At 47.5% G+C, this 22,678-nt stretch carries 19 protein-coding genes and 1 pseudogene; 7 read left to right on the forward strand and 13 right to left on the reverse strand.

What is annotated here, in order from left to right; genetic code table 11:
- Nucleotides 1-272: 272 nt before the first annotated feature.
- Complete coding sequence (locus U4956_RS02470) at nt 273-956, reverse strand: peptidylprolyl isomerase (protein ID WP_323088814.1); 684 nt, start codon at nt 954-956, stop codon at nt 273-275.
- Between the two features lie 111 nt (nt 957-1,067).
- Nucleotides 1,068-1,289: a hypothetical protein gene (locus tag U4956_RS02475; protein WP_323088816.1), complete on the reverse strand. Its 222-nt coding sequence runs from the start codon at nt 1,287-1,289 to the stop codon at nt 1,068-1,070.
- Between the two features lie 284 nt (nt 1,290-1,573).
- Between U4956_RS02475 and U4956_RS02480 the strand changes: the two genes are divergently transcribed.
- The 3 genes from U4956_RS02480 to U4956_RS02490 all read left to right on the forward strand — a co-directional run bounded on the left by U4956_RS02480 (nt 1,574) and on the right by U4956_RS02490 (nt 3,791).
- Nucleotides 1,574-2,602, forward strand: a complete 1,029-nt coding sequence (locus tag U4956_RS02480; RefSeq protein WP_323088818.1) for a nucleotidyltransferase family protein — start codon at nt 1,574-1,576, stop codon at nt 2,600-2,602.
- Between the two features lies 1 nt (nt 2,603).
- Nucleotides 2,604-3,191 carry a YdcF family protein gene (locus U4956_RS02485; RefSeq protein WP_323088820.1) on the forward strand — a complete coding sequence of 196 codons (588 nt, stop codon included), beginning with the start codon at nt 2,604-2,606 and terminating at the stop codon, nt 3,189-3,191.
- 180 nt (nt 3,192-3,371) lie between these two features.
- Nucleotides 3,372-3,791, forward strand: a complete 420-nt coding sequence (locus U4956_RS02490) for a hypothetical protein (protein ID WP_323088821.1) — start codon at nt 3,372-3,374, stop codon at nt 3,789-3,791.
- Nucleotides 3,792-4,071: 280 nt separating this feature from the next.
- Here the strand turns inward: U4956_RS02490 and U4956_RS02495 are convergent, their stop codons facing one another.
- The 3 genes and pseudogenes from U4956_RS02495 to U4956_RS02505 form a co-directional block, all read right to left on the reverse strand.
- Nucleotides 4,072-5,763 carry an ABC-ATPase domain-containing protein gene (locus U4956_RS02495; RefSeq protein WP_323088823.1) on the reverse strand — a complete coding sequence of 564 codons (1,692 nt, stop codon included), beginning with the start codon at nt 5,761-5,763 and terminating at the stop codon, nt 4,072-4,074.
- An 88-nt stretch (nt 5,764-5,851) separates the two neighbouring features.
- Nucleotides 5,852-6,670 (reverse strand): annotated as a pseudogene (locus tag U4956_RS02500) (DUF3427 domain-containing protein); the annotation flags it as partial.
- A 12-nt stretch (nt 6,671-6,682) separates the two neighbouring features.
- The gene (locus U4956_RS02505) at nt 6,683-6,916 is read right to left on the reverse strand and encodes a hypothetical protein (RefSeq protein ID WP_323088825.1); all 234 of its coding nucleotides are present in this window, start codon (nt 6,914-6,916) and stop codon (nt 6,683-6,685) included.
- 405 nt (nt 6,917-7,321) lie between these two features.
- On the opposite strand from U4956_RS02505, the gene U4956_RS02510 reads away from it, so the two are divergent.
- Entirely contained in the window at nt 7,322-7,996 is a 675-nt protein-coding gene (locus tag U4956_RS02510) for a hypothetical protein (protein ID WP_323088827.1), read from the forward strand.
- Nucleotides 7,997-8,714: 718 nt separating this feature from the next.
- Here U4956_RS02510 and U4956_RS02515 read toward each other — a convergent pair.
- The 6 genes from U4956_RS02515 to ruvA form a co-directional block, all read right to left on the reverse strand.
- Entirely contained in the window at nt 8,715-9,200 is a 486-nt protein-coding gene (locus U4956_RS02515) for a hypothetical protein (RefSeq protein WP_323088829.1), read from the reverse strand.
- Nucleotides 9,201-9,535: 335 nt separating this feature from the next.
- Complete coding sequence (locus tag U4956_RS02520) at nt 9,536-11,749, reverse strand: RelA/SpoT family protein (protein WP_323088832.1); 2,214 nt, start codon at nt 11,747-11,749, stop codon at nt 9,536-9,538.
- A gap of 390 nt (nt 11,750-12,139) precedes the next feature.
- On the reverse strand, nt 12,140-12,661 hold the full coding sequence (locus tag U4956_RS02525; protein WP_323088833.1) for an adenine phosphoribosyltransferase: 522 nt from the start codon (nt 12,659-12,661) through the stop codon (nt 12,140-12,142).
- Nucleotides 12,662-13,034: 373 nt separating this feature from the next.
- Nucleotides 13,035-14,591: a single-stranded-DNA-specific exonuclease RecJ gene (locus U4956_RS02530; RefSeq protein WP_323088836.1), complete on the reverse strand. Its 1,557-nt coding sequence runs from the start codon at nt 14,589-14,591 to the stop codon at nt 13,035-13,037.
- Between the two features lie 157 nt (nt 14,592-14,748).
- Nucleotides 14,749-15,783, reverse strand: coding sequence for a Holliday junction branch migration DNA helicase RuvB (ruvB, locus tag U4956_RS02535; RefSeq protein WP_323088838.1), 1,035 nt, complete (start codon nt 15,781-15,783; stop codon nt 14,749-14,751).
- A 360-nt stretch (nt 15,784-16,143) separates the two neighbouring features.
- Entirely contained in the window at nt 16,144-16,734 is a 591-nt protein-coding gene (gene ruvA, locus U4956_RS02540) for a Holliday junction branch migration protein RuvA (protein WP_323088839.1), read from the reverse strand.
- Nucleotides 16,735-17,137: 403 nt separating this feature from the next.
- Here ruvA and serC point away from each other — a divergent pair, with 403 nt between their 5' ends.
- Genes serC through U4956_RS02555 form a run of 3 tightly spaced genes read left to right on the forward strand, consistent with a single transcriptional unit; the run spans nt 17,138 to nt 20,630 of the window.
- A complete protein-coding gene (serC, locus tag U4956_RS02545; protein WP_323088840.1) occupies nt 17,138-18,220 on the forward strand; it encodes a 3-phosphoserine/phosphohydroxythreonine transaminase in 1,083 nt (360 codons plus the stop codon).
- Complete coding sequence (locus U4956_RS02550; RefSeq protein WP_323088841.1) at nt 18,220-19,392, forward strand: phosphoglycerate dehydrogenase; 1,173 nt, start codon at nt 18,220-18,222, stop codon at nt 19,390-19,392. The genes serC and U4956_RS02550 overlap by 1 nt, the downstream gene beginning before the upstream one ends.
- A complete protein-coding gene (locus tag U4956_RS02555) occupies nt 19,389-20,630 on the forward strand; it encodes a DUF1015 domain-containing protein (RefSeq protein WP_323088843.1) in 1,242 nt (413 codons plus the stop codon). The genes U4956_RS02550 and U4956_RS02555 overlap by 4 nt, the downstream gene beginning before the upstream one ends.
- 193 nt (nt 20,631-20,823) lie before the next feature.
- Here U4956_RS02555 and U4956_RS02560 read toward each other — a convergent pair whose 3' ends face one another.
- Nucleotides 20,824-21,579 carry an exodeoxyribonuclease III gene (locus tag U4956_RS02560; protein ID WP_323088844.1) on the reverse strand — a complete coding sequence of 252 codons (756 nt, stop codon included), beginning with the start codon at nt 21,577-21,579 and terminating at the stop codon, nt 20,824-20,826.
- Between the two features lie 75 nt (nt 21,580-21,654).
- Nucleotides 21,655-22,659: a glycosyltransferase family 2 protein gene (locus tag U4956_RS02565; protein WP_323088845.1), complete on the reverse strand. Its 1,005-nt coding sequence runs from the start codon at nt 22,657-22,659 to the stop codon at nt 21,655-21,657.
- Nucleotides 22,660-22,678: the final 19 nt, after the last annotated feature.

Raw genomic sequence — 22,678 nt, forward strand, 5'->3', positions numbered from 1 at the left:
TTATAGGCAGACCCTCCAAAAAAGTCAAACAAATCCGAACTCTTCAGTTTCTGCCTTACTCATCCGTAAATTGGGAATTTCTTACAAATTTCCAAAGATTTCACTTCATTGATTTTTCCCGTTTTTGAACATTCAGGAACGATCAGAAATGAAATTCTGGTCATTTTCTTTTGGGTGGAATCAAGAAATTCTGTCCGAAAAGAAAGAAAATCCACCCAATTTACTTATTCTTGTCGATTGACCGGAATGATCAATTCGACTTTTATTCTGCCTTATTTGCCTTCTTCAACAACTGTAATGGACTCGATGACCGGCTGCTGATCTTTGGCAATGGTTCCATTGTCATCGGTAGGCTCGGCTTTCGCGGCGATGTCATCCACAACATCCATTCCACTGGTCACTGTTCCAAAGGCAGCATACTGACCATCCAGGCTTGGGGTGTCTTCCTGAACGATGAAGAACTGGCTGCTTGCCGAATCTGGATCCTGGGCTCTGGCCATGGAAACCGTGCCGCGCACATGTTTCAGGGAGTTGTCAAATCCATTGGATTCAAATTCACCTTCAATCTGGTGGGAGCTGCCGCCGGTGCCATCGCCTTTTGGATCCCCGCCCTGAATCATGAACCCTTCCATAATCCGGTGCAGAGTCAGGCCATCATAAAAGCCGCTCTGGGCAAGATCGACAAAGTTTTCAACGGTTTCTGGGGCAATTCCTTCATCCATGGTGAAAACAATTGGTTCATCATAACCGGCAATTTTAATCGTAGCGGTATATTGGGTTCCACCTGGTTCAGACTTGGTCTGTTTAGCAGGGGCAGAGGCTGCTTCACTGGAAACAGCGGATGTTTCCGTACTGGAAACTTTGGATGAGGTGCTGGTTGTTGAACTTGAACAGCCAGCCATGAACAAAGCAGCGGCTAAAAACGCAGCAGAAGCTTTGACGTATTTCGTATTCATAAAATCCTCCTTCTTTGGAATCCTTTCCATATTCCGGACTCACTTGATAAAATCCAATTTTTAACTATAGCAGGCGGTTTTGGCAATGAGAACCACTTTGACACGCAGGCTTCAATCCTGGCCGAATCCACCACAATCTTTCTTTTTTGAAAGAACAGAGAAAGAGTGGACGGTTTTCATATCCTTCGTTTTTTCTTTTTGATCCAGAGATGCTCTTTGCCCTCCCTTAGCGCGTTCTTCTTTCAAGTCTGCTCTTACTCCGGTTTTCAATACCCAAATGAAACGTGAAAACTTGTGACGTTGAGCCAAAGCAAAGACCAGCACAGACTTCATGGTCTTCTTCCATATATTTATAGGAAGAAAAAGCTGCTTCTTGACCAAAGGAAAGCGTACTCACTTCTCTTATTTTTTTGAACGATTGGGTGGATTTTTTTTTGGATGGATGCAAGCGTGCCGGCCAGATCCTGCAAGGCGGCGTCTTTTTGCTGGCTAAGTTTCACTTGCCAAGTCGTTTCGATCTTCCTGAAGATCTTTTTTGGCCCCTTCAATCCCCGGCACATTTCAACCTTTTGGTTCTGGACTGGCCACATGGACCCAATTCAAGGTAGACTGAAACTATGTTAGCTGCTGGAGTCATCGCGGAATTTAACCCGATGCATAATGGACATCGTTATTTACTCAAAACCATCCACGAAACCCTAAAACCCGACGTGCTGGTGGTTGTTTTGTCGACCTGGTTTTCCAGCCGGGGTCTCCCCTCGCTGGAGAGTCTGGAGACCAAAACCAGACTGGCGCTGGAAGCCGGGGCGGATCTTGTCATTGGATTGCCAAGTGTGTACACGATGCAGTCCGCCGACTATTTTGCGCTGTATGCCATCGAAGCCTTGAAAACCGCCCAGGTTTCCATGCTTTGTTTTGGCAGTGAAACCGCCGACCACGCCCTTCTCAAACAGAGTGTGGATCAGCTCGAACATGTTTCGGTTGACCCCACCACCTCCCAGGCCCGCAATGCTGCTCAATACGATCTGGCCTTTGGACCTAACGATATTCTCGCCATCCAATACATGCGCTATGCCAGAGAGTTTGGCATGGAGGTACATCCGATCCTGCGCGATCAGTCTTTAAAATCTGCCACAAAAACCCGCCAAGATTTCTTTGCAGGGACAAAACAGGAAGAAGACCATCTCTTTGAAACGAACCAGTGCTGGGAAAACTACTACCCCCTGCTTCGTTATCTGCTGCTGGAAAGCGATCCCAAGTGGCTGGCTTCCCTGTTCCTGGTGGAGGAAGGCATTGAAAACCGCCTGATTCGTTGTGCACAGGTGCATTCTGACTGGGCTTCCTTTCTGGAAGCGGCGGTTTCGAAAACCTACTCCAAAGCCAGAATCCAGAGAACCTGCATGATAATTCTGCTTCAGATTCCTAAAACAGAGATGAAAGCTCACCCTTCTTTCTTCCAGATCCAGGTGCTGGGCTTGAATCCGAAAGGCCAAGCCTGGCTGAAATCTTTACCTGTCGGAACGCCCATCGCAAACCGCTTTGGCCAGCTGCCCGACTATTTACAGAAATGGGAAAACAAAGCCGGCCGGCTGTATGGCATGTTTTCAGACACTTCGCCGGCCTGGAAAGTTGTGGTTGAAAAATAAAATGCGAAAAAATCGAAAACGATGCCGCCATGGCTGGTGGATCTTTCTTACCCTGTTTGCGGGAGGGCTGCTTGTAATTTACGAAAAGTTTCTGCCGCCCACAAAGCGTTCCAAAAAAGGACTCGTCTATCCGTATGGACTGGTTTTAGGCTGTGCCTGCAAAGACGACGGAACCCCGAGTCATGCCATGCTTGGCCGCTGCCAGCTGGCCGTCAAGGAATATCAGGCTGGCAAGTATGGGACACTTGTCACTTCTGGATCTGCAGTCAAAAACCAATACGTCGAAGCCAAAGAAATGGCCAGGCTCATTGGCCAGATGGATCCTGATATCCCAATTCTTGAAGAGGTGAATGCGCGCAACACCTGGGAAAATTTGAAGTTTACCCGGGAAATGATCGGCGATGAGCCAATTCTCGTCATGACGGGCGGTATGCACGCCCGAAGGGCCAGTGCAGTCACCAGAAACTTCTTCTCTACGTATGCCATTGCCAGCTATCCGGATTTTTCCATCAAGCGGCTGTTTACAGAAATCTATTCCCGCTTTAAATACTGCTGGATTGAGCTTGCCAAGTTGTGGCCCTTTCATTAGACTTTGAAACTTTAAATCTTATCCAGGGTCTGAATCCCTGTTCAGCCTCTAACCTTTGAATCTTTCAAGTCAGAGCATTGCTCCTGTTTTCTTTCGCTTTTCTTTTTGCTTCTTTGCATTCAGACTGGATGCTTCCAGTTTTCCTTCGCGTATCAACGCATATAGAAAGGAGGATACGTGATGATCGTCAATCATCCTTTACCTGCAGCCAATGAAACGCCTGAAACGCACATGGCTTTCTCGTTTGCCTGGATGACAAGTGATGAAAAGTATGGCTTTAAAGGGCTTCACAAAATGAAAGGCAATGATGCCGCCATTCTTGAATCGCTCTTTGAATTTCTGGAAACCATCTCCAAAAATCCCTGGTCCTTTACCAAGCATCGCAACCGCTATAATGGCGGCTATGAAGAACTGCCAGTCGCTGAGATGGAACCGACCATTCTCAATGGCATGGATCCCGAAAAAAGGGCTGAAGTGACCAGCGTCATGGTCTTTCGCTTTAATGACTCCAAAGACCGCCTGATCGCCCTCAAAGAGCAGAACGTACTGTATATTCTCGGCTTTGATCTGCATTTCAATCTGTATGATCATGGAAGCTGAATCGCATTGCCCGCAAAGGACTGCCTCCTTGCTGATCCCTGCCCTTAAACGAAAAAGCAGGAACACATGATGAATCATCATGATGAATCATCATGATGTTCCTGCTTTTTTTACTGCAATCTTCAAAGCCATCATCAGACTTCTTCCAATCGGCAAGAATACCCATCCAAATTGCAAAGCCGTTTGGTTGGGTGCATTGCCCCAGAAAACTTTAGAGATCTCTTCTCTGTTTTTGGATCAGCTCTCCTTTTTTGGGAATGCTCTTTCTTCTGGATTGACTCTATTTCTGAACAAACTGCTGGGAGCGCATGCGATTGAGAGCGCCTAAGAGCTCCTGGCGCCGCGGCATGGCCATGGCGCCTTTGCCAAAGAAGGATAATCCTTTTTCGTGAGCCAGGCTTTCAAGTTCATCGGCCAGCTGTTCCGTGGTTTTTTGGCCATCTACCAGGTAGCGCTGCGCGTAGAGAATCATTTTGCCAATCGCAGCAGTCTGCTGGGAATCGACAAGCTGTTCTAAAGCGCGGATGTCAATGGGTTCTCTGGCAATGGAGATGGTATCAAGCGCATTGGTTTTGACTTTGACCTTATCTCCAAGCAAAACCGGATTTTTCTTGACAACCCGGGCGCGTGGGGGTTTCATTGGCGGATACTCGCTTTTTTTGTCATTTCGGAACGCGTTGGCTTTTTCTTTTGCAAACGCCGTGATGTTGTGCGGTTCGTAGTTTTTCATCTGCAAAATCTGATCCGCCTGGTCAAAGTACGCGCCGGAACTGCCAGCAACCAGAATCGTGGAAACACCCTTGTCGGCCAGTTCACGAATCCGGGCAATATAAGGAATAATTGGCTCTTCACTCGAGGCAACGACTTCGCTCATCAGCTCATCACGGATCATGAAGTTAGTCGCGGACGTATCTTCATCAATCAACAGGACGCGGCTTCCCGATTCCAGAGCTTCCATCACATTGGCGGCCTGGCTGGTTGAACCGGAGGCGTCTTCACTGACAAAGTCGGTCGTGGATTTTGCGTTTGGCAAAGATTGAATAAAAGACGAAATGTCCTCCGTATGAACACACCGGCCATCTTCCGAACGGATCTTGGCGGCATCCGCTTGCGTAATGACAAACTCGCGGCCATCCTTAGCAATGTGATCATACACCCCCATTTCCAGGGCGTTTAACAGAGTGGACTTGCCATGATAGCCACCGCCAACGATCAGCGTAATGCCTTGGGGAATGCCAAGGCCGCGGACTTTTCCTGCATAGGGCAGATCAAGGAAGACTTCATTTTCTTTGGTCGAAACAAAGGGGATCGCATCCTTCATGGGCAGCGAACTGGCTCCGCTGGCTCTTGGAAGAATCGAGCCATCGGCCACAAAGGCAGCAAGATGCTGGTCCTTAAGGGCTTTGCGGATGGCCTGCTGGTCAATGGAGAGCTCATAGGCTTTTTGCAGGGTTACTTTCTGTGCCAAAGTCATATTTTCATAGATCAGGTTATGACAAACCAGCTCTGGCAGCACATGAAAAAGAATTTCAATCAGCTTGCCGCCAAGAATCGTACGGCCTCGGGCTGGAAAACCGACATTGAGCCGAAAGATCAGCGAACCATTTTCAGGGTTGATGGTGCAGGCTGAGCGTTCAAGAATTTCCTGCGTGACTTTGGCACAGGAAATCGAGCCAGTCTGTTTGGAGCCGCCAGCCCGCACATTGGATTTGAGAGCCTGCCCAAACATACGCAGCAGCTGATCCTGCAAAGCGATGCGGCAGACTTTATTTTCATAGAGATGTTGGGGAAATCCTGGTTTGGGGATATAGATCGAGACATCGGAAGGAGAAGCATAAGGATCAGACTGGACATGATCAATCGAAAGAACATACGATCCAAAGTCCCACTGGCCTTTCAGATCCCGATAATTCGGATAGCCACGGCCATCGATGCGCAGAATTTCACTTTTTAACATTTGAGCTGTTTTCATTCAATTACCTTCTTTGTTCCATTCTAACAATCCAAAGAAGATTCTCTGCCTGATGCGCTCAGCTCCAATCCAGTCGTCCCAGTGCGCATCAGGTTGTCGTGAAGTAATCGTACAGATCAAAACGCACTGGATGTTCAAGCTGGTAACCAATCTGAACGACCCGCGCATTCACTTTGGGCATGATCTGCTCTTCAAAATGGCCATCGGGCTTCATCAGACCCAGATAATAAAATTCCTTGCCCTGCTCTTTGGTGTTTTTGCGCAGAAACAAAGGGATTTTCATCCCGGTCTGTTCACTGCCGGCAATCGCTTTTACATCGGCCGATGTCAGTGACCGCCTGGCTTTGGAATACGCAATCAGCCTTGTCGGCGATTCAAAGTGGTCTTCATAAGCTATAGAATCAGCAATCGTTTCGGCTTTGTCGTAATTGATATACACTGGGAAGACGTTATTGATCTTTTCATGCACATATCCGCCAACATTCTGGGCAACCATGCCCTTTTCAAAATCGAGCAGCCGGAAACTGTCCGCATAGGTATACGTCCGATTCAGATTCAGCCAAGTGTCATCTTCAAACTTGGTGTAGTCCCGCTTCCAGCGCTGCAGACCAAAGCCAATCAGATCTTTGAGTTGGTCCTGGAAGGCATCGCTTTTCAGAACTGTTTTAAACGAGTCATGGAGATGAAGATTTCCATCCTCATCTTCATCCAAAAAGATCACATCTTTATCGCGAAGGACTTCATTTTCCTGTCCCTGAATCCATTCCTGCTTAAACTGTTTTTTCAGGTTGGTCCATGTCTTTTTGGCTAATGGATATCCAGCTTTTTCCAGCTTCTTTTCAAATCTGTTTTTCCAGTCTTCCTGATCTTCAAGTATACTTTCGAGCATCCACAACTCATGTGGTCGTTTTCCATTGGCTCACTTGCGGGAAATAAAACGCAGAAAATCCAGTTCAAGATCAGTAAATGTCGGCAGCTCAGGTACTTTTGCCTTCTTTTGGAGAAAGTCAACATAACAGCCATAACTGGAATTGGAAAAGATCAGCAGCGGATCCATCGCTTCATGCCGGTCAAAATCAACCAGCCTTGGCGTACGGCCTAACTGCTGCTCCAAGGCCTGCCAGCCCTCCATCAAAACTGCCGCGGAATTCATCGTGGCTTTTTCAATCGACTTAAAAATCCGAGATTTAGCCTTTCAGGTCTTTTCTGATCGCTGCTTCTCTATTTTTCTTGCCAAAAGCACCTGGGTGGTTCAGACCTATCTGAAGCATGCAGGTGCTCGTTTCTTTTTCTTGATTATCGTTTAATCCCTTCATAAACCGCCAGCCGCTCTGACCAACCCGCTTAATTTCTGTCAATCTCAAACGTGGTCAATACCAATTCGATCTGATCTGAATGTTTTGGCGAATTCTTCTGTGATGCCCTTCGGACTTTGACATCTGTCTGGTTCAATTCACTACGAAACGAACAGATTCGAATGTTTTGAAAAAAATTTTAAGAAGTTCAAACAGATCCAGCACTTTCGCGTATATGGAAGTAGAAAGGATACTTAAACCACATGAATAAATCAAAATTGATTGAACAAAAATTTGATCAGGACCTCGTGCCGGATCCTCCGCACAAAGGCGCTTCTGCCTCCACACAAGGCCGCTCTTCAGAAAACAAACCTGGAAATGCGATCGACATCTCTGCCCAGAAAGCATTGCAGTCAAAAGACAAAAAAGAAAAATCTGCCCGTAGTTCGGCAGCCCCAAGAAAACCAGAGAAAAAGCAGAAAAGAAATAGAAAAACATCCCCTGGTCATTCCTCTCACCTGCTGCCCTCATCACCAAGGGACATCTTTGCCAAGGATATCAATCATCAAGTCTATGATGTCCGTTTTTTGATGAACAAACCACTCAGTTTGGCTCAGCTCGAATCCTATTCCCCTGCCTATGCCAGAGCAGCTTACGAAAAAGATGGTTGCCAGATCAAAGATGTTGTCCTCATTATCCTGACCAACCAGCAGCGTTGGAACGACACTGGTGAAGAAATCTTTAATGGCGAACCCGTTGTCAACATGGAAAGATTTCAAGTCTATCAGGAAGAAAATTCATTGGAAATTGTACCGAACTCCCATTTTAAAGTCTGCCTCGTTAACGTCCTGTACGATGGCGATGATGAGCGCGGGGATCTGATGCGTGCGCTCCGGCGTAGTTCCCTGGAAGAAATCCAGAATTGCAGGATTCACTAATACAGACTTTTCTTTAGAATATAGATAACTTTAAGTGCAGTATATTGAAGTCGTTGTGAGTAAGCTACATTAATTCATATATGGGATTTTGCCTAAGTCGTATTATGACTAAGATAAAATAGCTAACAATTAAATAACTTATTTGTAGATTAGTTGGAAATATATTCTTTAGTTAAAGCATATTTTCTATTTTATCTATAGTCCCGAAACTCACTATCCCATTTTTATTAGTACTGCATTTCAGGGCGTTATCGCCTGAAAAGTTAAGGTAATAATGATCTCCATCTCCCGCGGGTGAATTCCTGCGGGATTTTTCTTTCGCCCCAATAAAACTCAGTGTCTGTTTTTGCCTGGCTTACTGTTCAAAACCAACAGCAATCGGATAAGAATAAAAACAAAAAGGACAGATCCTCTGAATCTCTGGTGTATCCCTTCATACTCAGAGTGTCCGTCCTTGATGAGTTCGGATGATTAATTGTTGTGGAAAGCTGGAATTGAATCTGAACCTCCAGTCAGGTTTCTAAGATCAGAAGTGACACGTTTTCAAGATCGGTTTCCAAGTCAGCCAAGGATCAAAACCAGCCCGTTTCTGGAAAGCATCTGCTTACATTTGGCTGGAATCTCAATTTCTCAATCTGTTTTTCTCTGTTCAACCGCTTGATGTTCTGTCCGATTCAGTCCCGCTTCCATCCTGATTCAACGAATTGGCCTGCCTCTCTTATTCGCAGGCGAAACCATTGGATTCAGCACCAGAAACAATATCTTTATAGATCATTTTCTGATCTTCGCTGATGTCAAACACTGTACGGATCTTGTCAAAGTCTTTCATAGAAATTTCCATATTTAATGCGGAGTCAGTGACTTCAGTTTTGATATCCGCAGCGTCTACACCAAGCAGGGTGGTGATGGTAGAAATATAGGTTTCTTCCTGGGATTCCACGATCGACTTTACCTCAGAATCACTCAGATTCGCTGCAGCATCGCCTGCGGCTTCCCGGATCGCAGCGAATGGCATTTCGAATTTGAAATCAATGGAAGAAATTTCGGCATCTTCAGCTGGGGCTTTAATGACAGCGCTCATCACAAGACCGGCGCCGGGCATTTCTGCGGTGCAGGTGGATGTGACTTCTTTTGATACACCGCCACAACCGGCTAACAGCAGGGCACAAAGCGAAGCAGCTACAAAACGTTTTGTTCTTTTCATACAGAATCCTTTCCTGATACATTTTCCGCAATGTAAAAACATTGCGAAGCTTAATGGTTCAATTATGCTTTAATTTTGGGAAGAAGGCAATCTCTGTCAGACGACTGCCCCAAAAGAGAGCCCTCATCCAAAACAGAATCATCATTTATGGCTTAATTCTTACATTTTTTATGGGCAAGATAGGCGATAACAGATAGACAGTTTTCGATCAAAAAAAGGACAGTTTCTGATGATGGATAGAGTGATGGATATCCATTTTTAGAAACTGTCCTGAATATTTAGATGAAAGAAAGTAAACTGTCCTGCCTCTTGATTCGAATCCACAGGCAGTCTCTTCAGAGAATTGTGCGGGTCACTTCTACAACAGAGCGCACCTTTTTCAGGTTGGCGATCAGACGCTCCAATTGGGCAGCATCTTTGACGCCGACTTCTGTTTTGGTCACAGCCATCAACGATTCGCTGTCGACGGTCGAGTTGATGGATTTGATGCTGACGCCGTTTTGCTGGAAACAGGTGACCAGATCCGAAAGCAGGTAGTTGCGATCTTCCGAATCAATCTGCAGATAAACGGAGTAGTTCTTTTCTTCCAGCTCATCGCCCCAGTACACCGGAATCAGACGCTTGCTTTCCTTGGCGATATTCGGGCAGTCTTTGCGATGGACTTTGACCCCTTTGCCTTTGGAGACAAAGCCGACAATTTCATCGCCTGGTATGGGGCTGCAGCATGGCGCCAGCGAAACCTGAATTGTATCGATTCCCGGCACAATGACACCACAGGCGGTTGGCTTGGTATGGTTTTCGTTTTTGGAAAACAGCTTGAGGATTTCTTCGTTGTCATCCATCGCTGCTTTGCCCGTATTGAGCCGTTCGAGAACCACACTGGCCGGAATGCGCTTCGTGGCAATCGCCACAAACAGATCATCCTGGCTGCGGTAAGAAAGCGACTGTAAAACCGACTCAATGCGCTTGGAGTGTTTGACGTCAATCAGATCCAGTCCGGAATTTTTGAATTCCGCTTCGAGAATCTGCTGGCCTTCACGGATGAGTTCCTTGCGTTCTTTCAGATCTTTTTTCTGGTAGAACGATCGGATCTTATTGCGGGCATGTGCCGATTTGACAATCTTGATCCAGTCACTGCTAGGCCCTGGTGAGGTTTTGCTGGTCATGATCTTAACCACATCACCAGTTTTGAGCGGTGTATTCAATGGAACGATCGCACTGTTCACCACAGCTCCCACCGTATGGTTGCCGACTTCCGTATGAACACGGTACGCAAAGTCAATGGGCGTGGAGCCGCTTGGCAAAGCGATCACTTTGCCGCGCGGAGTGAAGCAATAAACATTGGCTTCGAAAATATCCTTTTGAACGGTGGACATGTATTCGAGCGGATCTTCACTTTCTTCATCGGTGATAATCGAAAAGTCACGAAACCACGAAAGCTTGTCTTCCATTTCTTTGATGTTGCTTTCTTCATAGCCTGGCTTGCCGTTTTCTTTATAAAGCCAGTGGGCCGCAACCCCTTTTTCGGCGATGGAGTCCATCTCTTCCGTGCGAATCTGAATTTCAAAGATGTTGCCAGATCCCGGGCTGACTACAGTAGTATGCAGCGATTGATACATATTGCTTTTTGGCATTGCGATATAGTCTTTAAAACGGCCAGGAATGGGTTTGTAAGTGGCATGGATATAGCCAAGCACCTCGTAGCAGTGCGGAATGGAATCGGTAACGATGCGAATGGCCTGCAGGTCGAGGATTTCTTCAAAGCGTTTGTTTTTGGTCACCATCTTTTTATAGATGGAATAGAAGTGTTTGGAGCGGCCAAAGATCCGGTAGGGGATGTTGTATTCTTTGAGGATATATTCGATATCCGTAATCATCTCGTTGACCTGGGCGTTGCGTTCCGTTTCGCGCTCGGCCACCATCGTCTTGACCAGCTGGTATTGTTTTGGATACAGATATTTAAAAGAAAGGTCTTCCAGTTCGTTTTTCACTTTGGAAATACCAAGCCGGTGGGCAATGGGCGCATACACCTGCAAGGTTTCTTTGGCGATTCGCTGCTGCTTGGCTTCGGGCTGGTATTCAAGGGTGCGCATATTATGGAGCCGGTCAGCCAGCTTGATTAAAATGACACGGATATCTTTGGCCATGGCGATAAAAATTTTACGGTGGTTGCTGGCCTGATACTCCTTTTCATCCTTGAATTCCCGGTTGATCTTGCCGACTTTGGTGACTGCTTCAACCAGGTCGGCAATCTCCTTGGAAAATTCTTTTTCCAGAACGTCATAGGTAACCCAGTCCACATCTTCCATCGTGTCGTGCAAAAGACCGGCTGCAATGGTTTTTGGAGAACAATGAAGGCCGGCAAGAATGTTGGCTACCTGGATGACATGAATGACATAGGGTTCGCCGGATTTCCGGTACTGACCTTCATGGGCCTTTTCTGCAAATTTCCACGCTTTCTCAATCAGCTCAAGGTTTTCCGGCTTCTTGATGTAGGTACGGATATTGTCCATACACTGATCCATCGTGACGCTTTTTTTGTCTGGCATCTTAGTCCTCCTTCTCTATATGGCAAAGAGGCAGGCAGTCTTCAAACCTGCCTGCTTCTGTTTTAACTTCAAATCGATTGATTTCTAACTGATTCCTTTTACTGCTGTTTGGCTAAGTCTGACATCGCCCACAAAAGAAACGCCAGATTTGCCGGGGAATGCTTTTATTTTGCTTCAATCCTGCTTTAAATACCGTTCGTTCACCTGAATTTATGCCAATTTATACAAAAAAAGGCTGAAGATCGCAAAAAATGAAGGCTTTCCGTTCAGGGTCAGTGAACAAAACGGGTATCCTTCTGCGATTTCAGCTTATTGAAGCATTGGAATTCCGGTATGTCGGTCTGCTTTTTTTTGCGGTTTTTCGCGCTTAAAAAGTTCGAAAGGCTCTGTTTATTCGCCTTCGTAATGCAGCAGAGTCATAACTGGAGCGTCAGTTAAACGATCACGGCCGTGCAGGTCATCGAGTTCAACGACAAAGGCATAACCAGCCACTTCACTGCCCGCTTTTTTGATCAGTTTGGCAATGGCTTCAGAAGTGCCGCCAGTGGCCAGTAAGTCATCGACGATTAAAACGCCGCTGCCTGCAGGCAAATCATCCGCATGCATCTGTAAACGGTCGGTGCCGTATTCGAGCGTATAGGATTCTTCGATGGTTTTTCTTGGCAGTTTTCCAGGTTTACGGACTGGAATGAATGGCAAGTCAGCTTCGAGAGCTGCCGGAATGCCAAACATAAAGCCCCGCGCTTCTGGAGCAACGATGACATTTGCATCGACGTCTTTGGCAAATTCTGCCAGGCCTTCAGAGGCCTGTTTTAAAGCTTTCGGGTCAGCAAGAATCGGGGTGATATCCCGAAACATAATGCCTGGTTTTGGATAATCAGGGATGGTCGCAATTCTTTCTTTTAGATCCATGGTATCGACAGGCTGCCCTAATAATTGCGGACAGCCGCTCCTTTCTTTTCATTTTTACTTCTTGATTGACTGGATTATTCTTGAATTTTGTTTTTTCTTCACTGTGGCCTGGCCGACAGTCCTGAATCGGTCAAAGACCGGTTCCTTTTTCAAGGGACAGTTTCAGTCATGAAAAATCCCTTACAGCCACGTTTCTATTTTACTGTCCGATTCGCGTTCCGTCTCATTTCGAAAATGTTTTTTCGATGTGGAATCCACATTTTCGACAATCAGGAACATCTGACTGCCTTTTTCTGTTCAATCGGGCAAGATTGTTGGCATCCGAAGCAGACAGGCCGCCAGAAATGATGTCAAATCCAGCTTACTCAGTGACTCAGATCCGGTAGACGATCTCATCAATCACAAAATCAGCGGATTCTCTGCCTCGATAACAGGAAATCGACAAGGTGCCGATCAGGGATTCAATGGTTGAAGGATCACTGGCAGCATCCGTGCTGGACTGGTTGAAATGAATCGCCTGGACACCATTGGCCAGCGTGAATTTGCGGTGCGCCCCGCCGGACAGGTCAAACTGGCTGACGATCTTTGGCTGGTCAAGGCGGAATCTAGGGAGTTCAAACCCCTGGCCAAAGGGACGGAAAGCATCGAGTGAGCGGATATTTTCGATGGTAATTTCTTCCGGTTCAATGGATACCGTCACTTCTTCAACAGCTTCCCATTCAAACTTGCGGGAATACGTCTTCACAAAGGTTTCAAAGTCTTCCCATCGCTCTTTTCGGACAGTAAAGCCGGCTGCCTGGGCATGACCGCCCAGCGCGCTGTAGCCATCGAATTCGGACAGGAAGTTCAGGCAATGGAAGCCTTTCGGCCCACGCATACTGCCTTTATAGCCGCTTTCACACTTCGTGCAGACGATCGCCGGCTTGCCATATTGGGAACAAAGATTGCCCGCTGCAAGACCAATGACGCCTTCATGGAAATCAGGATTCATCGCCAGCAAAACATTCCATGTCGGATGGATCAATGCCTGGCTTTGGGCATAAACCAGGCTGCATAACTGCTTCCGGTTTTCATTGAGCGCAATGACTTTATCAGAATACTGGCTGATCAGGCGGGGATTGACGGCTTCAAGATAGCGGACAAATGTATTCACATTCGCCCGATCCGCCAGCCGGCCAATCGAATTGACCCGCGGTGCAATCTGGAAAGCAGCATCCCGCTCGGTAATGGGCTTGGAACGGACAAAGGGTTCAAGATGCGGCTCGCCTTTCTGGTTAAAAAGCTTCAGTCCTTCCTGAATAATGGCCCGTGTCTGGCCGCGTACTTCCATGCAGTCCGCAATCGAAGCCATGGCCGCCCAGATTAAAAACCGATCCTGCTCAATGCCAAGCGCCCGCAGGCATTCATAAGCCACACCTGCCCCGCACAAGGTTGAAAAGGCATCTTCCAGAGTATCGGGATGAACCAGAACTGCACAGTCCACGCTTTCTGGCAACAGGTGATGATCAGTCACAATGACTTCCACGCCCAGTTCTTTTGCCCGCTTCAAAGCCCCGTCAGCTTTGACGCCATTATCACAGGTCACAATCAAGCTGTAGCCTTTGTCATAAGCCATCTCTACAGTTTTCGGTTTGAGGCCATAGCCTTCCTTGATCCGGTCGGGAATGTAATAACCGACACACAGGCCATAGGCTTTTAATCCTTCCACAAAAATCGCAGACGACAGAATGCCATCGCAGTCATAGTCACCGGCGACCAGAATTTTTTCCTGGTTCTCTCGAGCCTTTTCCATCCGGTCCACAAAGTTTTTCATGCTCTCACTCTGGCTGATGGGATAGAGTCCCTGCGGATTGAGAACCTGGCGGGCCAGTTCAGGATCCGGGTTCATGGCTGAGAGAACCTTTCGGGTAAAATCACTCAGATTTTTCATAAATTTCTCGGACAGACGACCTTCAGGATTTTGGATGATTCGGCTGTCCTGAAAAGCCGTCTGATTTTCTTTCTATTACGGGTATGGTACGGATACGGAAAAAATGATCCTCGAAAGTCGAAGATCACAGATGCCGGTTCAAATTGAATTGTATCGATCAATCGGGCAAACCTTTACCCGAAAGCTCTTCGGGCAGCACCCCTAAATGCTCATACGCCTTGCTAGTCGCCACCCGACCTCTGGGCGTCCGGTTAATCAGACCGATCTGAAGCAGGTATGGCTCATACATATCACTGAGGGTTGCTGTATCTTCACCAATCGAACTGGCCAGCGCTTCCAGGCCGACCGGGCCGCCTTTAAAGCGGAAGATAATCCCTTCGAGAAACCGGCGGTCCGTTGTGTCCAGACCCAGTTCATCCACATTGAGACGGTTGAGGGCATCTTTTGCGACCTGGCGGGTAATCAGGCCATCGTTGTACACCTGCGCAAAGTCGCGGATCCGGCGCAGCAGCCGGTTGGCAATTCGCGGCGTCCCACGCGATCGCAAGGCAACTTCGGATACGGCATCCTCATCCATCTCAACATCCAGAATGCCTGCCGTCCGGCTGACAATGCGTTCCAGATCCTGCCTGGCGTAATACTGCAGCGGCAGGATGATTCCAAAGCGGTCTCGCAATGGGGCCGATAAATCCCCGGCTCTGGTGGTTGCTCCAACTAAGGTAAAGGGCGGCAGGGCGAGTCTTAAAGAATGAGCCGAAGCGCCTTCTTTGCCGACAATAATATCCAGATAGAAATCTTCCATCGCTGGATAGAGAATTTCTTCAATCTGGCGGGGCAGCCGGTGGATTTCGTCAATAAATAAAACATCTCCGGCTTCTAATGTGGAGAGCACAGCAGCCAGATCCCCGCTTTTTTGCAGGGCCGGGCCGGAGACTGTCACCAGATTGCCCTTCATTTCATTGGCGATAATCATCGCCAGCGTTGTTTTTCCAAGTCCTGGCGGACCGTATAACAGAACATGGTCGAGCACTTCATTACGGCTTCTGGCAGCCTGAATGAATACGTTGAGATTGTGTTTCAGTTCATCCTGCCCGATATACTCTTTCAGCGAAGCCGGGCGAAGCGCCTGTTCAAGATCCGAACTGCTCTCTTCTGCAGTTTCGGCTCCATCCAGAATTCTTTCTTCTTCCATGACTGAACTTTCTTCCTTTCTAAATGGTTTCCAGCTGCATTCCTCTTGATAGATCCTTCTTCATACGACAGGCAAGAATCCCCATCCAAATGGCTGTGCAGTTTGGATGGACTCATTGACAAAAGGACCACTCTCAACGCCTCGTTCAATATTCAGACCTTGAAAAATCAACAGCTGGAACGTACGAATCAAACCTTCCCTGGCTTCCAGTCCAGGATTTGATCAGAGATGGTGCTTTTTTTGAGATTTATGGAGTTGACAGGGAAAACAGGGAAACCTGTCTTTTCCAAACCGGCCAGGTTTTGTTCCCTGGGCTCTGTTCCCTGTTTTCTTGCGGACAGCTGCTGAGTGGAGAGCTTTTTAGAAGCGTTTTCCTTTGGCAAGCTGTTTCAGGCAGACACGGAGCAGTTCATCGACTTTTGCACCGGCCAGTACGTCGGGTTCAATCTGTAAGGTATTGATTTCGGCCTCTTTATAGCCAAGCGACTGCAGCGCATCGACCACCTCGCTCCAGACAGGGTTTTGGGGAGCTTTCTTTTTATCTTCTTTTTGCGGTGTAAAGACGACTTTTCCCTTGAGATCGAGAATGATCTGGCCTGCGGTTTTGCTTCCAATACCCGGAAGCTTTTTAAGCGTCGTGGCGTCGGCATTTTCGATCGCTTTGATCATCGTCTGGACATCGATATACTGCAAAGCATTGAGCACGCTCTTGCAGCCAAGCCCTTTCACTGTAATCAGCAGGGTAAACAACTGGTATTGTTCTTCACTTTCAAATCCATAAAGCGTCTGGCCATCTTCGCGAAACTGCTGGTAGCAGAAAAACTGCACCTCCTGGCCAGGGGAATAACTTGCGGGATTGAGAACGTACACTTCATAGCCGACAGGACCCGCTTTGACAATGACACGGTCCTTGCGCTGTAAGAGAATTGTTCCTTCGAGATAAGCGATCAATGTAACCATCCTTTCTTGACAGAAACAGAAAATCCCATTTCAAATCTTCTCATTTTCTGCATTTTTTCGTTTTAAAGTGCATGAAATGTGTCTCGCGTTTCATTATACCAAATCCATCTGCACTTCGCTTTTTTCCTTGAAAAACGGATGGCCTGCCGCCTTTTTCGAGATGGGAGGCAGGATACTCTTTCAACCTTTTCAGAAAGTTATTTTCATTTTTCGCCCGTTTTCGGCCTCTTCCTTGACAGATTCCCCATTTTTTCGAAAATCTTGCAAGTGATTTTCAGCATTTTCAGAAAATAGTGTTATAACTTTGATACTGCTTCCGGATTTGTACAAGTTGTGCATGCAGACGTACATGATTCGCAAACAGTTTAATTTGAAAATGACAGGAGACAACGAAATGAGTAAGATCTACAACTTTTCCGCAGGCCCAGCCTGTATGCCAGAAGCTGTGCTGAAAAAAGCAGCCGACGAAATGCTTGATGCCAACGGCTCAGGAATGAGCGTTATGGAAATGTCACACCGATCTTCAAGCTTCGAAAACATTCTGAAAGATACTAAAGACACCATGCGCCGTCTGGCCAACATCCCGGATGATTACGAAATCCTCTTTATCCAGGGCGGCGGAAACTTACAGTTTTCCATGGTGCCCATGAACTTCAACAAGAACGGTGCCGATATCATCAATACGGGTCAGTGGACGAAAAAAGCCATCAAAGAAGCCCAGAAGCTTGGTCGGGTCCACATTGCCGGCGATTCCTCGGACAAAACCTTCACCTACATTCCAAAAATCACGCAGGAAGATCTCGATCCTGATACAGACTACGTCTACATCTGTGAAAATAACACCATCTATGGAACCAAATACAAAGAACTGCCGCCTCACGAAGGCAAAAAACTGATTGCTGACTTATCGAGCTGCATCTTTACTGAACCACTGGATGTGACCCAATACGACATGATCTTTGCCGGAGCTCAGAAAAACCTCGGTCCAGCTGGCGTCACTGTCGTGTTCATCAAAAAAGATCTGCTCAACGACAAACGCGATGACATTCCAAGTGCCATGCTCGACTACCAGACGTATGTCGATAATGACTCCATGTATAACACGCCGCCTACTTACGGTATCTATATGGTCGGCCTGGTGTGCAAATGGCTCGAAGATGAAATTGGCGGGCTGGAAGAAATGGAAAAAATCAACCACAAGAAAGCCGCTCTGTTATACGACTACCTCGACCAGTCCAAAATGTTCTCCAATCCGGTTGCCAAAGAAGACCGTTCTTATGTCAATATCCCATTTGTAACGGGCAATCCAGATCTGGACAAGAAGTTCATCGCCCAGGCTAAAGAAGCCGGCTTTGAAAACCTGAAAGGCCACCGTACGGTTGGCGGCATGCGTGCATCCATCTACAATGCCATGCCTGTTGAAGGCGTCGAAAAACTGGTTGCCTTCATGAAAAAATTTGAAGAGGAAAATGCCTGATGAAAAAAATTTCGTTAATGAACGCCATTTCTCCCAAAGGAACGGCGATATTCGATGATACCTATGTGTGCGAAGAAAAAGCTGAAAACCCAGATGCCATTATGGTCCGTTCGGCTGATCTTCATGACTATGCTTACCCTGAAAATTTAAAAGCCATCGCCCGTGCGGGAGCTGGCGTCAACAACATCGATCTGGATGGAGCAACCGATAATGGGATCGTTGTCTTCAATACTCCAGGGGCCAATGCCAACGCCGTCAAAGAGCTGGTTTTTGCCGGTCTGCTGCTTGCCAGCCGCGACCTGTTCCATGGTATGGAATGGGTTAACTCCCAGCAAGGCAGTGCAACCCTCGCCAAAGATGTTGAAAAGCAGAAAAAGAAATATGCCGGCAATGAAATCGCTGGTAAGACCTTAGGCGTTGTGGGCCTTGGCGCGATTGGAAGCAAAGTCGCCAACACGGCTTTACACCTTGATATGAACGTTCTGGGCTATGACCCGTATCTGTCCGTTGATTCGGCCTGGAAACTCTCCCGCTGGATCGAACACAAAACGGATCTGAAAGATCTGTTTGCCAACGCCGACTTCATTACCCTGCATCTGCCTTTACTGGATTCTACAAAAGGTCTTGTTAATAAAGAAACCATCGCCACCATGAAAGATGGCGTCAAGATCCTCAACTTTGCCCGCGGCGGCCTGGTGAACGATGACGATCTTCTGGAAGCCCTCGATTCTGGCAAGGTGGCTTTATATGTCACGGATTTCCCAGATGGAAAACTGGCCGGACATCCCGGCGTCATTGGTCTGCCGCACTTAGGAGCAAGTTCGGAGGAATCTGAAGAAAACTGTGCGGTTCAGGCCGCCAAAGAATTGCGTGCCTACCTGGAAGAAGGCAACATTGTCAACTCTGTCAACATGCCTAACGTTTCCCTGGAAATGCGCATGCCCTATCGCGTTGGCGTGATCCATACCAATACACCAAAAGTGCTCTCCCGCATTACGGACATCCTGTCCAAAGACGATGCCAACATCGAAAACCTGCTCAATAAATCCAGAGGCGATGTCGCTTACACCATTCTGGATTTGGATACTGCCCCAGCCGAAGAATCGCTGGAAGCCATCCGTGCATTACGACAGGTTATGCGCGTAAACCTGTTTGAAAAGGATAAAGCGTGAGCATTTTTACCAGCGCCAATATTCTGCTGCCCGCAGCTGAAAATAAAGAAAACTGGGCGGTTGTCGCCTGTGATCAGTATTCCAGCGCGCCTGAATACTGGGATGGCGTGTATGAACGCGTCAAAGACCAGCCAAGTACGCTCCATCTGATTTTGCCTGAAGCCTGGCTCAATACCGAAAAAGGAGCCGCCCACCAGGCAAAAATTCGTTCCAACATGGAAGACTACCTCCAGAACGATATTCTCAAGCTCTACCCCGCTGCCTTCATTTATACCGAACGCACCCTGGCTAATGGCTTGGTCCGTCAGGGTCTGGTCGGAACTTTAGATCTGGAAGCTTATGACTACCACAGCCCTTCTGATCATCCGATCCGGGCTACCGAAGCCACGATTTTAGAGCGGATTCCGCCCCGGGCAAAAATCCGTTCCCAGGCCATCCTGGAATTCCCGCATATCCTGCTTTTACAAAACGACAACCAGGACCTTCTGTTTCAGCGGATTGCGGCGATCAAAGACCAGCTTGAACTGCTCTACGATTTTGACTTGATGGAAAATGGCGGCCGGATTCGTGGCTGGCTGGTTGAAGGCGAATCTAAAGCATGGATTGAAAGCTGGATCGATGAATATGAATCCGCCCAGCATGAAATCAACCCGGCCAGCCCGCTGGTCTATGCGATTGGGGATGGCAATCATTCCCTTGCCGCTGCCAAAGCGGTCTGGGAAGAAATCAAGGCTGGCCTGACAACCGCCGATCAGGGGGATCATCCGGCTCGCTATGCGTTAGCCGAACTGGAAAACCTGCATCATGAAGCGCAGAAATTCGAACCGATCCACCGCATTCTTAAACATGTTGATGTCGATCATCTGATTGCATCCTTCAATCAGGTCAGTGCCGAAAACGGCTATGCGATTGAGTGGCTCAGCCACGATAAAAAAGGCACTCTCTATCTGGATTCGAGTATTTCTCCCCTGCCCCTTGCAGTGCTCCAGCATCATCTCGATGCCTACCTCGATGAAAATGAAGGCGAGATTGACTATATCCATGGCGAAGAAGATCTCATTGCTCTGGCGATGCAGCCAGGCAATGTCGGTTTCTTCCTGCCGGCCATCTTGAAAGATTCCTTATTCGAAACGATCAAAAACGATGGCTCCCTGCCGCGAAAAACCTTCTCGATGGGCCATGCCCAGGAAAAACGCTATTACATGGAAGGGCGCAGCCTGGTTGATCACAAGAAATAGAATCCAGAAAGAAAACAGACTCATTCAAAACAGGATTTCCCTTCTTTCCTGTTTTCAGACGTCATCCATTACGGATGGCGTTTTTTCGACGCAAAAAATCCCCTTTCCTGATGGAAAGAGGCAATTTTTCTGTATTCAATTGTTCAAATTTACTCGTCCATCCAGTCTCCTGTCTTCAATGTTCAATCCAGTTTCAGAACTCCAGATCGATATCCAGCACAACCGGGCAATGGTCGCTGCCGAAGACATCATCAAGGATCTGTACGGATCGAACCTTGGGCAAAAGCTCCTTGCTGGCAAGCCAATAGTCAATCCGCCAGCCTTCATTGCGGTCTCTGCCTCTGGTTTTGTAGTTCCACCAGGAGTACTGACGTTTTTCGGGGTACAGTTCACGGAATAGATCGACAAAGTCATCCATCAGATTATTTTCGAAGCTGCTTCGCTCCTCCATAGAATAACCGGCAGCCCCGATCCCATCCTTTTCATCCCAGATATCGAGCGGAGTGCGGGCGATATTCATATCCCCGCAGATCAGTACCGGCCGGTCGATAGACTTACAGTAAGCCGCAAAGGCTTCATCCCATTTCTGGCGGAAATCCAGCCGCTTTAATCCGTTCTGGCTGTTTGGGGTATAAACAGTCACAAGGGCAAAATCTTTGAAGTAGGCGGTGATTACGCGTCCTTCCTGATCCAGTTCTTCAATCCCCAGTCCATAAACAACCCTCTGGGCGGGCTCAAGGCTGGCAATCATGGTTCCGGAATAGCCCTTTTTCATTGCTGAATTGATATAGGTATATGGATAAAGATATTCATCCATTTCAATCTGGTCAGGCTGCGCTTTGGTCTCCTGGAAGCAGGCGATCTGCGCATCGATCAAAGACAGAATCTGTTCGAGCCCTTTTTTCTGGATGGCCCGGTATCCATTTAAATTCCACGTTAAAAGTTTCATTGGTCTCTCCACGCACGGATCTTCCTGATCGTTTTGAAGCGATCAGGATCGATGACAGAGCGTGCCTCCATTTATTTATGATCTCTGTTCTTGTTTCTGTTCTGGTTCGTAATCCTGGTGAATGATCGGTGTCTGGCGGTCATCTAACAGTTCAAAGTTACTTTCCTTACACAGATAAATCGGGCGGTCTTTGACTTCCAGATAGGTTCTCGCCAGATACTGGCCGAGAATGCCGATCGAAAGCAGCTGGATGCCGCCAATCATCATAATCACGCAGACCAGGCTTGGCCAGCCGGCTACTGGATCCCCATACACACAAGTCCGGACAATGATCACAACAACCATGATAAAGGCCAGCAGTGAAAACAGAATGCCAAAGGCGGATGCAAACTGCAAAGGTACTGTGGTAAAGGAAACAATTCCGCTGATCGCATATTTGAACAGTTTCCAGAACGACCACTTGGTCTCACCGGCTGCCCGTTCAACGTTTTCGTATTCCAGCCATTTGGTTTTATAGCCAACCCAGCCAAAGATCCCTTTGGAAAACCGGTTATATTCCGGCATTTCAAGAATGGCATTGATAAATGGTCTGGTCATCAGGCGATAGTCTCTGGCTCCATCGACCATGTCGACTTCGGAGGCTTTATTCATCAGACGATAGAACATCCGCGCAAAGAAGCTTCGAATGGGCGGCTCTCCGGCTCTTGTCACACGTCTTGTCGCACAGGAGTCATATCCTTCTTCTTCAATGGCTTTGACCATCTTTGGAAGCAGGGCGGGCGGATCCTGCAAATCGGCATCCATGATGACCGCATAGTCACCGCAAGCATTTTTCAGGCCGGCGTAAATGGCCCCTTCTTTTCCAAAGTTACGGGAAAAGGAAATGTAGCGCATTCGCGGATCCTTTGCGGCAATCGTGCGAATTTCCGAAAGTGTCGCATCTTTAGACCCGTCATCGACAAGGATGAATTCAAATTCGTGGTCCGGAAGCTGGCTGGCTGTATGATCAAGTGCCTGGTATAGAAGTGGAATCATCTCCTCCTCGTTATAACAGGGGACGATGATACTGATCTTTGGCATAGAATCCCTCTTTTCCAAC

The sequence above is a fragment of the Allobaculum sp. JKK-2023 genome (genome assembly GCF_034745455.1).
GTDB lineage: Bacteria > Bacillota_I > Bacilli_A > Erysipelotrichales > Erysipelotrichaceae > Allobaculum.

Coding starts and splice junctions, on each gene's coding strand:
- U4956_RS02470 (WP_323088814.1), bottom strand. CDS start 956: ATGAATACGAAATACGTCAAAGCTTCTGCTGCGTTTTTAGCCGCTGCT.
- U4956_RS02475 (WP_323088816.1), bottom strand. CDS start 1,289: ATGAAGTCTGTGCTGGTCTTTGCTTTGGCTCAACGTCACAAGTTTTCA.
- U4956_RS02480 (WP_323088818.1), top strand. CDS start 1,574: ATGTTAGCTGCTGGAGTCATCGCGGAATTTAACCCGATGCATAATGGA.
- U4956_RS02485 (WP_323088820.1), top strand. CDS start 2,604: ATGCGAAAAAATCGAAAACGATGCCGCCATGGCTGGTGGATCTTTCTT.
- U4956_RS02490 (WP_323088821.1), top strand. CDS start 3,372: ATGATCGTCAATCATCCTTTACCTGCAGCCAATGAAACGCCTGAAACG.
- U4956_RS02495 (WP_323088823.1), bottom strand. CDS start 5,763: ATGAAAACAGCTCAAATGTTAAAAAGTGAAATTCTGCGCATCGATGGC.
- U4956_RS02505 (WP_323088825.1), bottom strand. CDS start 6,916: ATGAATTCCGCGGCAGTTTTGATGGAGGGCTGGCAGGCCTTGGAGCAG.
- U4956_RS02510 (WP_323088827.1), top strand. CDS start 7,322: ATGAATAAATCAAAATTGATTGAACAAAAATTTGATCAGGACCTCGTG.
- U4956_RS02515 (WP_323088829.1), bottom strand. CDS start 9,200: ATGAAAAGAACAAAACGTTTTGTAGCTGCTTCGCTTTGTGCCCTGCTG.
- U4956_RS02520 (WP_323088832.1), bottom strand. CDS start 11,749: ATGCCAGACAAAAAAAGCGTCACGATGGATCAGTGTATGGACAATATC.
- U4956_RS02525 (WP_323088833.1), bottom strand. CDS start 12,661: ATGGATCTAAAAGAAAGAATTGCGACCATCCCTGATTATCCAAAACCA.
- U4956_RS02530 (WP_323088836.1), bottom strand. CDS start 14,591: ATGAAAAATCTGAGTGATTTTACCCGAAAGGTTCTCTCAGCCATGAAC.
- ruvB (WP_323088838.1), bottom strand. CDS start 15,783: ATGGAAGAAGAAAGAATTCTGGATGGAGCCGAAACTGCAGAAGAGAGC.
- serC (WP_323088840.1), top strand. CDS start 17,138: ATGAGTAAGATCTACAACTTTTCCGCAGGCCCAGCCTGTATGCCAGAA.
- U4956_RS02550 (WP_323088841.1), top strand. CDS start 18,220: ATGAAAAAAATTTCGTTAATGAACGCCATTTCTCCCAAAGGAACGGCG.
- U4956_RS02560 (WP_323088844.1), bottom strand. CDS start 21,579: ATGAAACTTTTAACGTGGAATTTAAATGGATACCGGGCCATCCAGAAA.
- U4956_RS02565 (WP_323088845.1), bottom strand. CDS start 22,659: ATGCCAAAGATCAGTATCATCGTCCCCTGTTATAACGAGGAGGAGATG.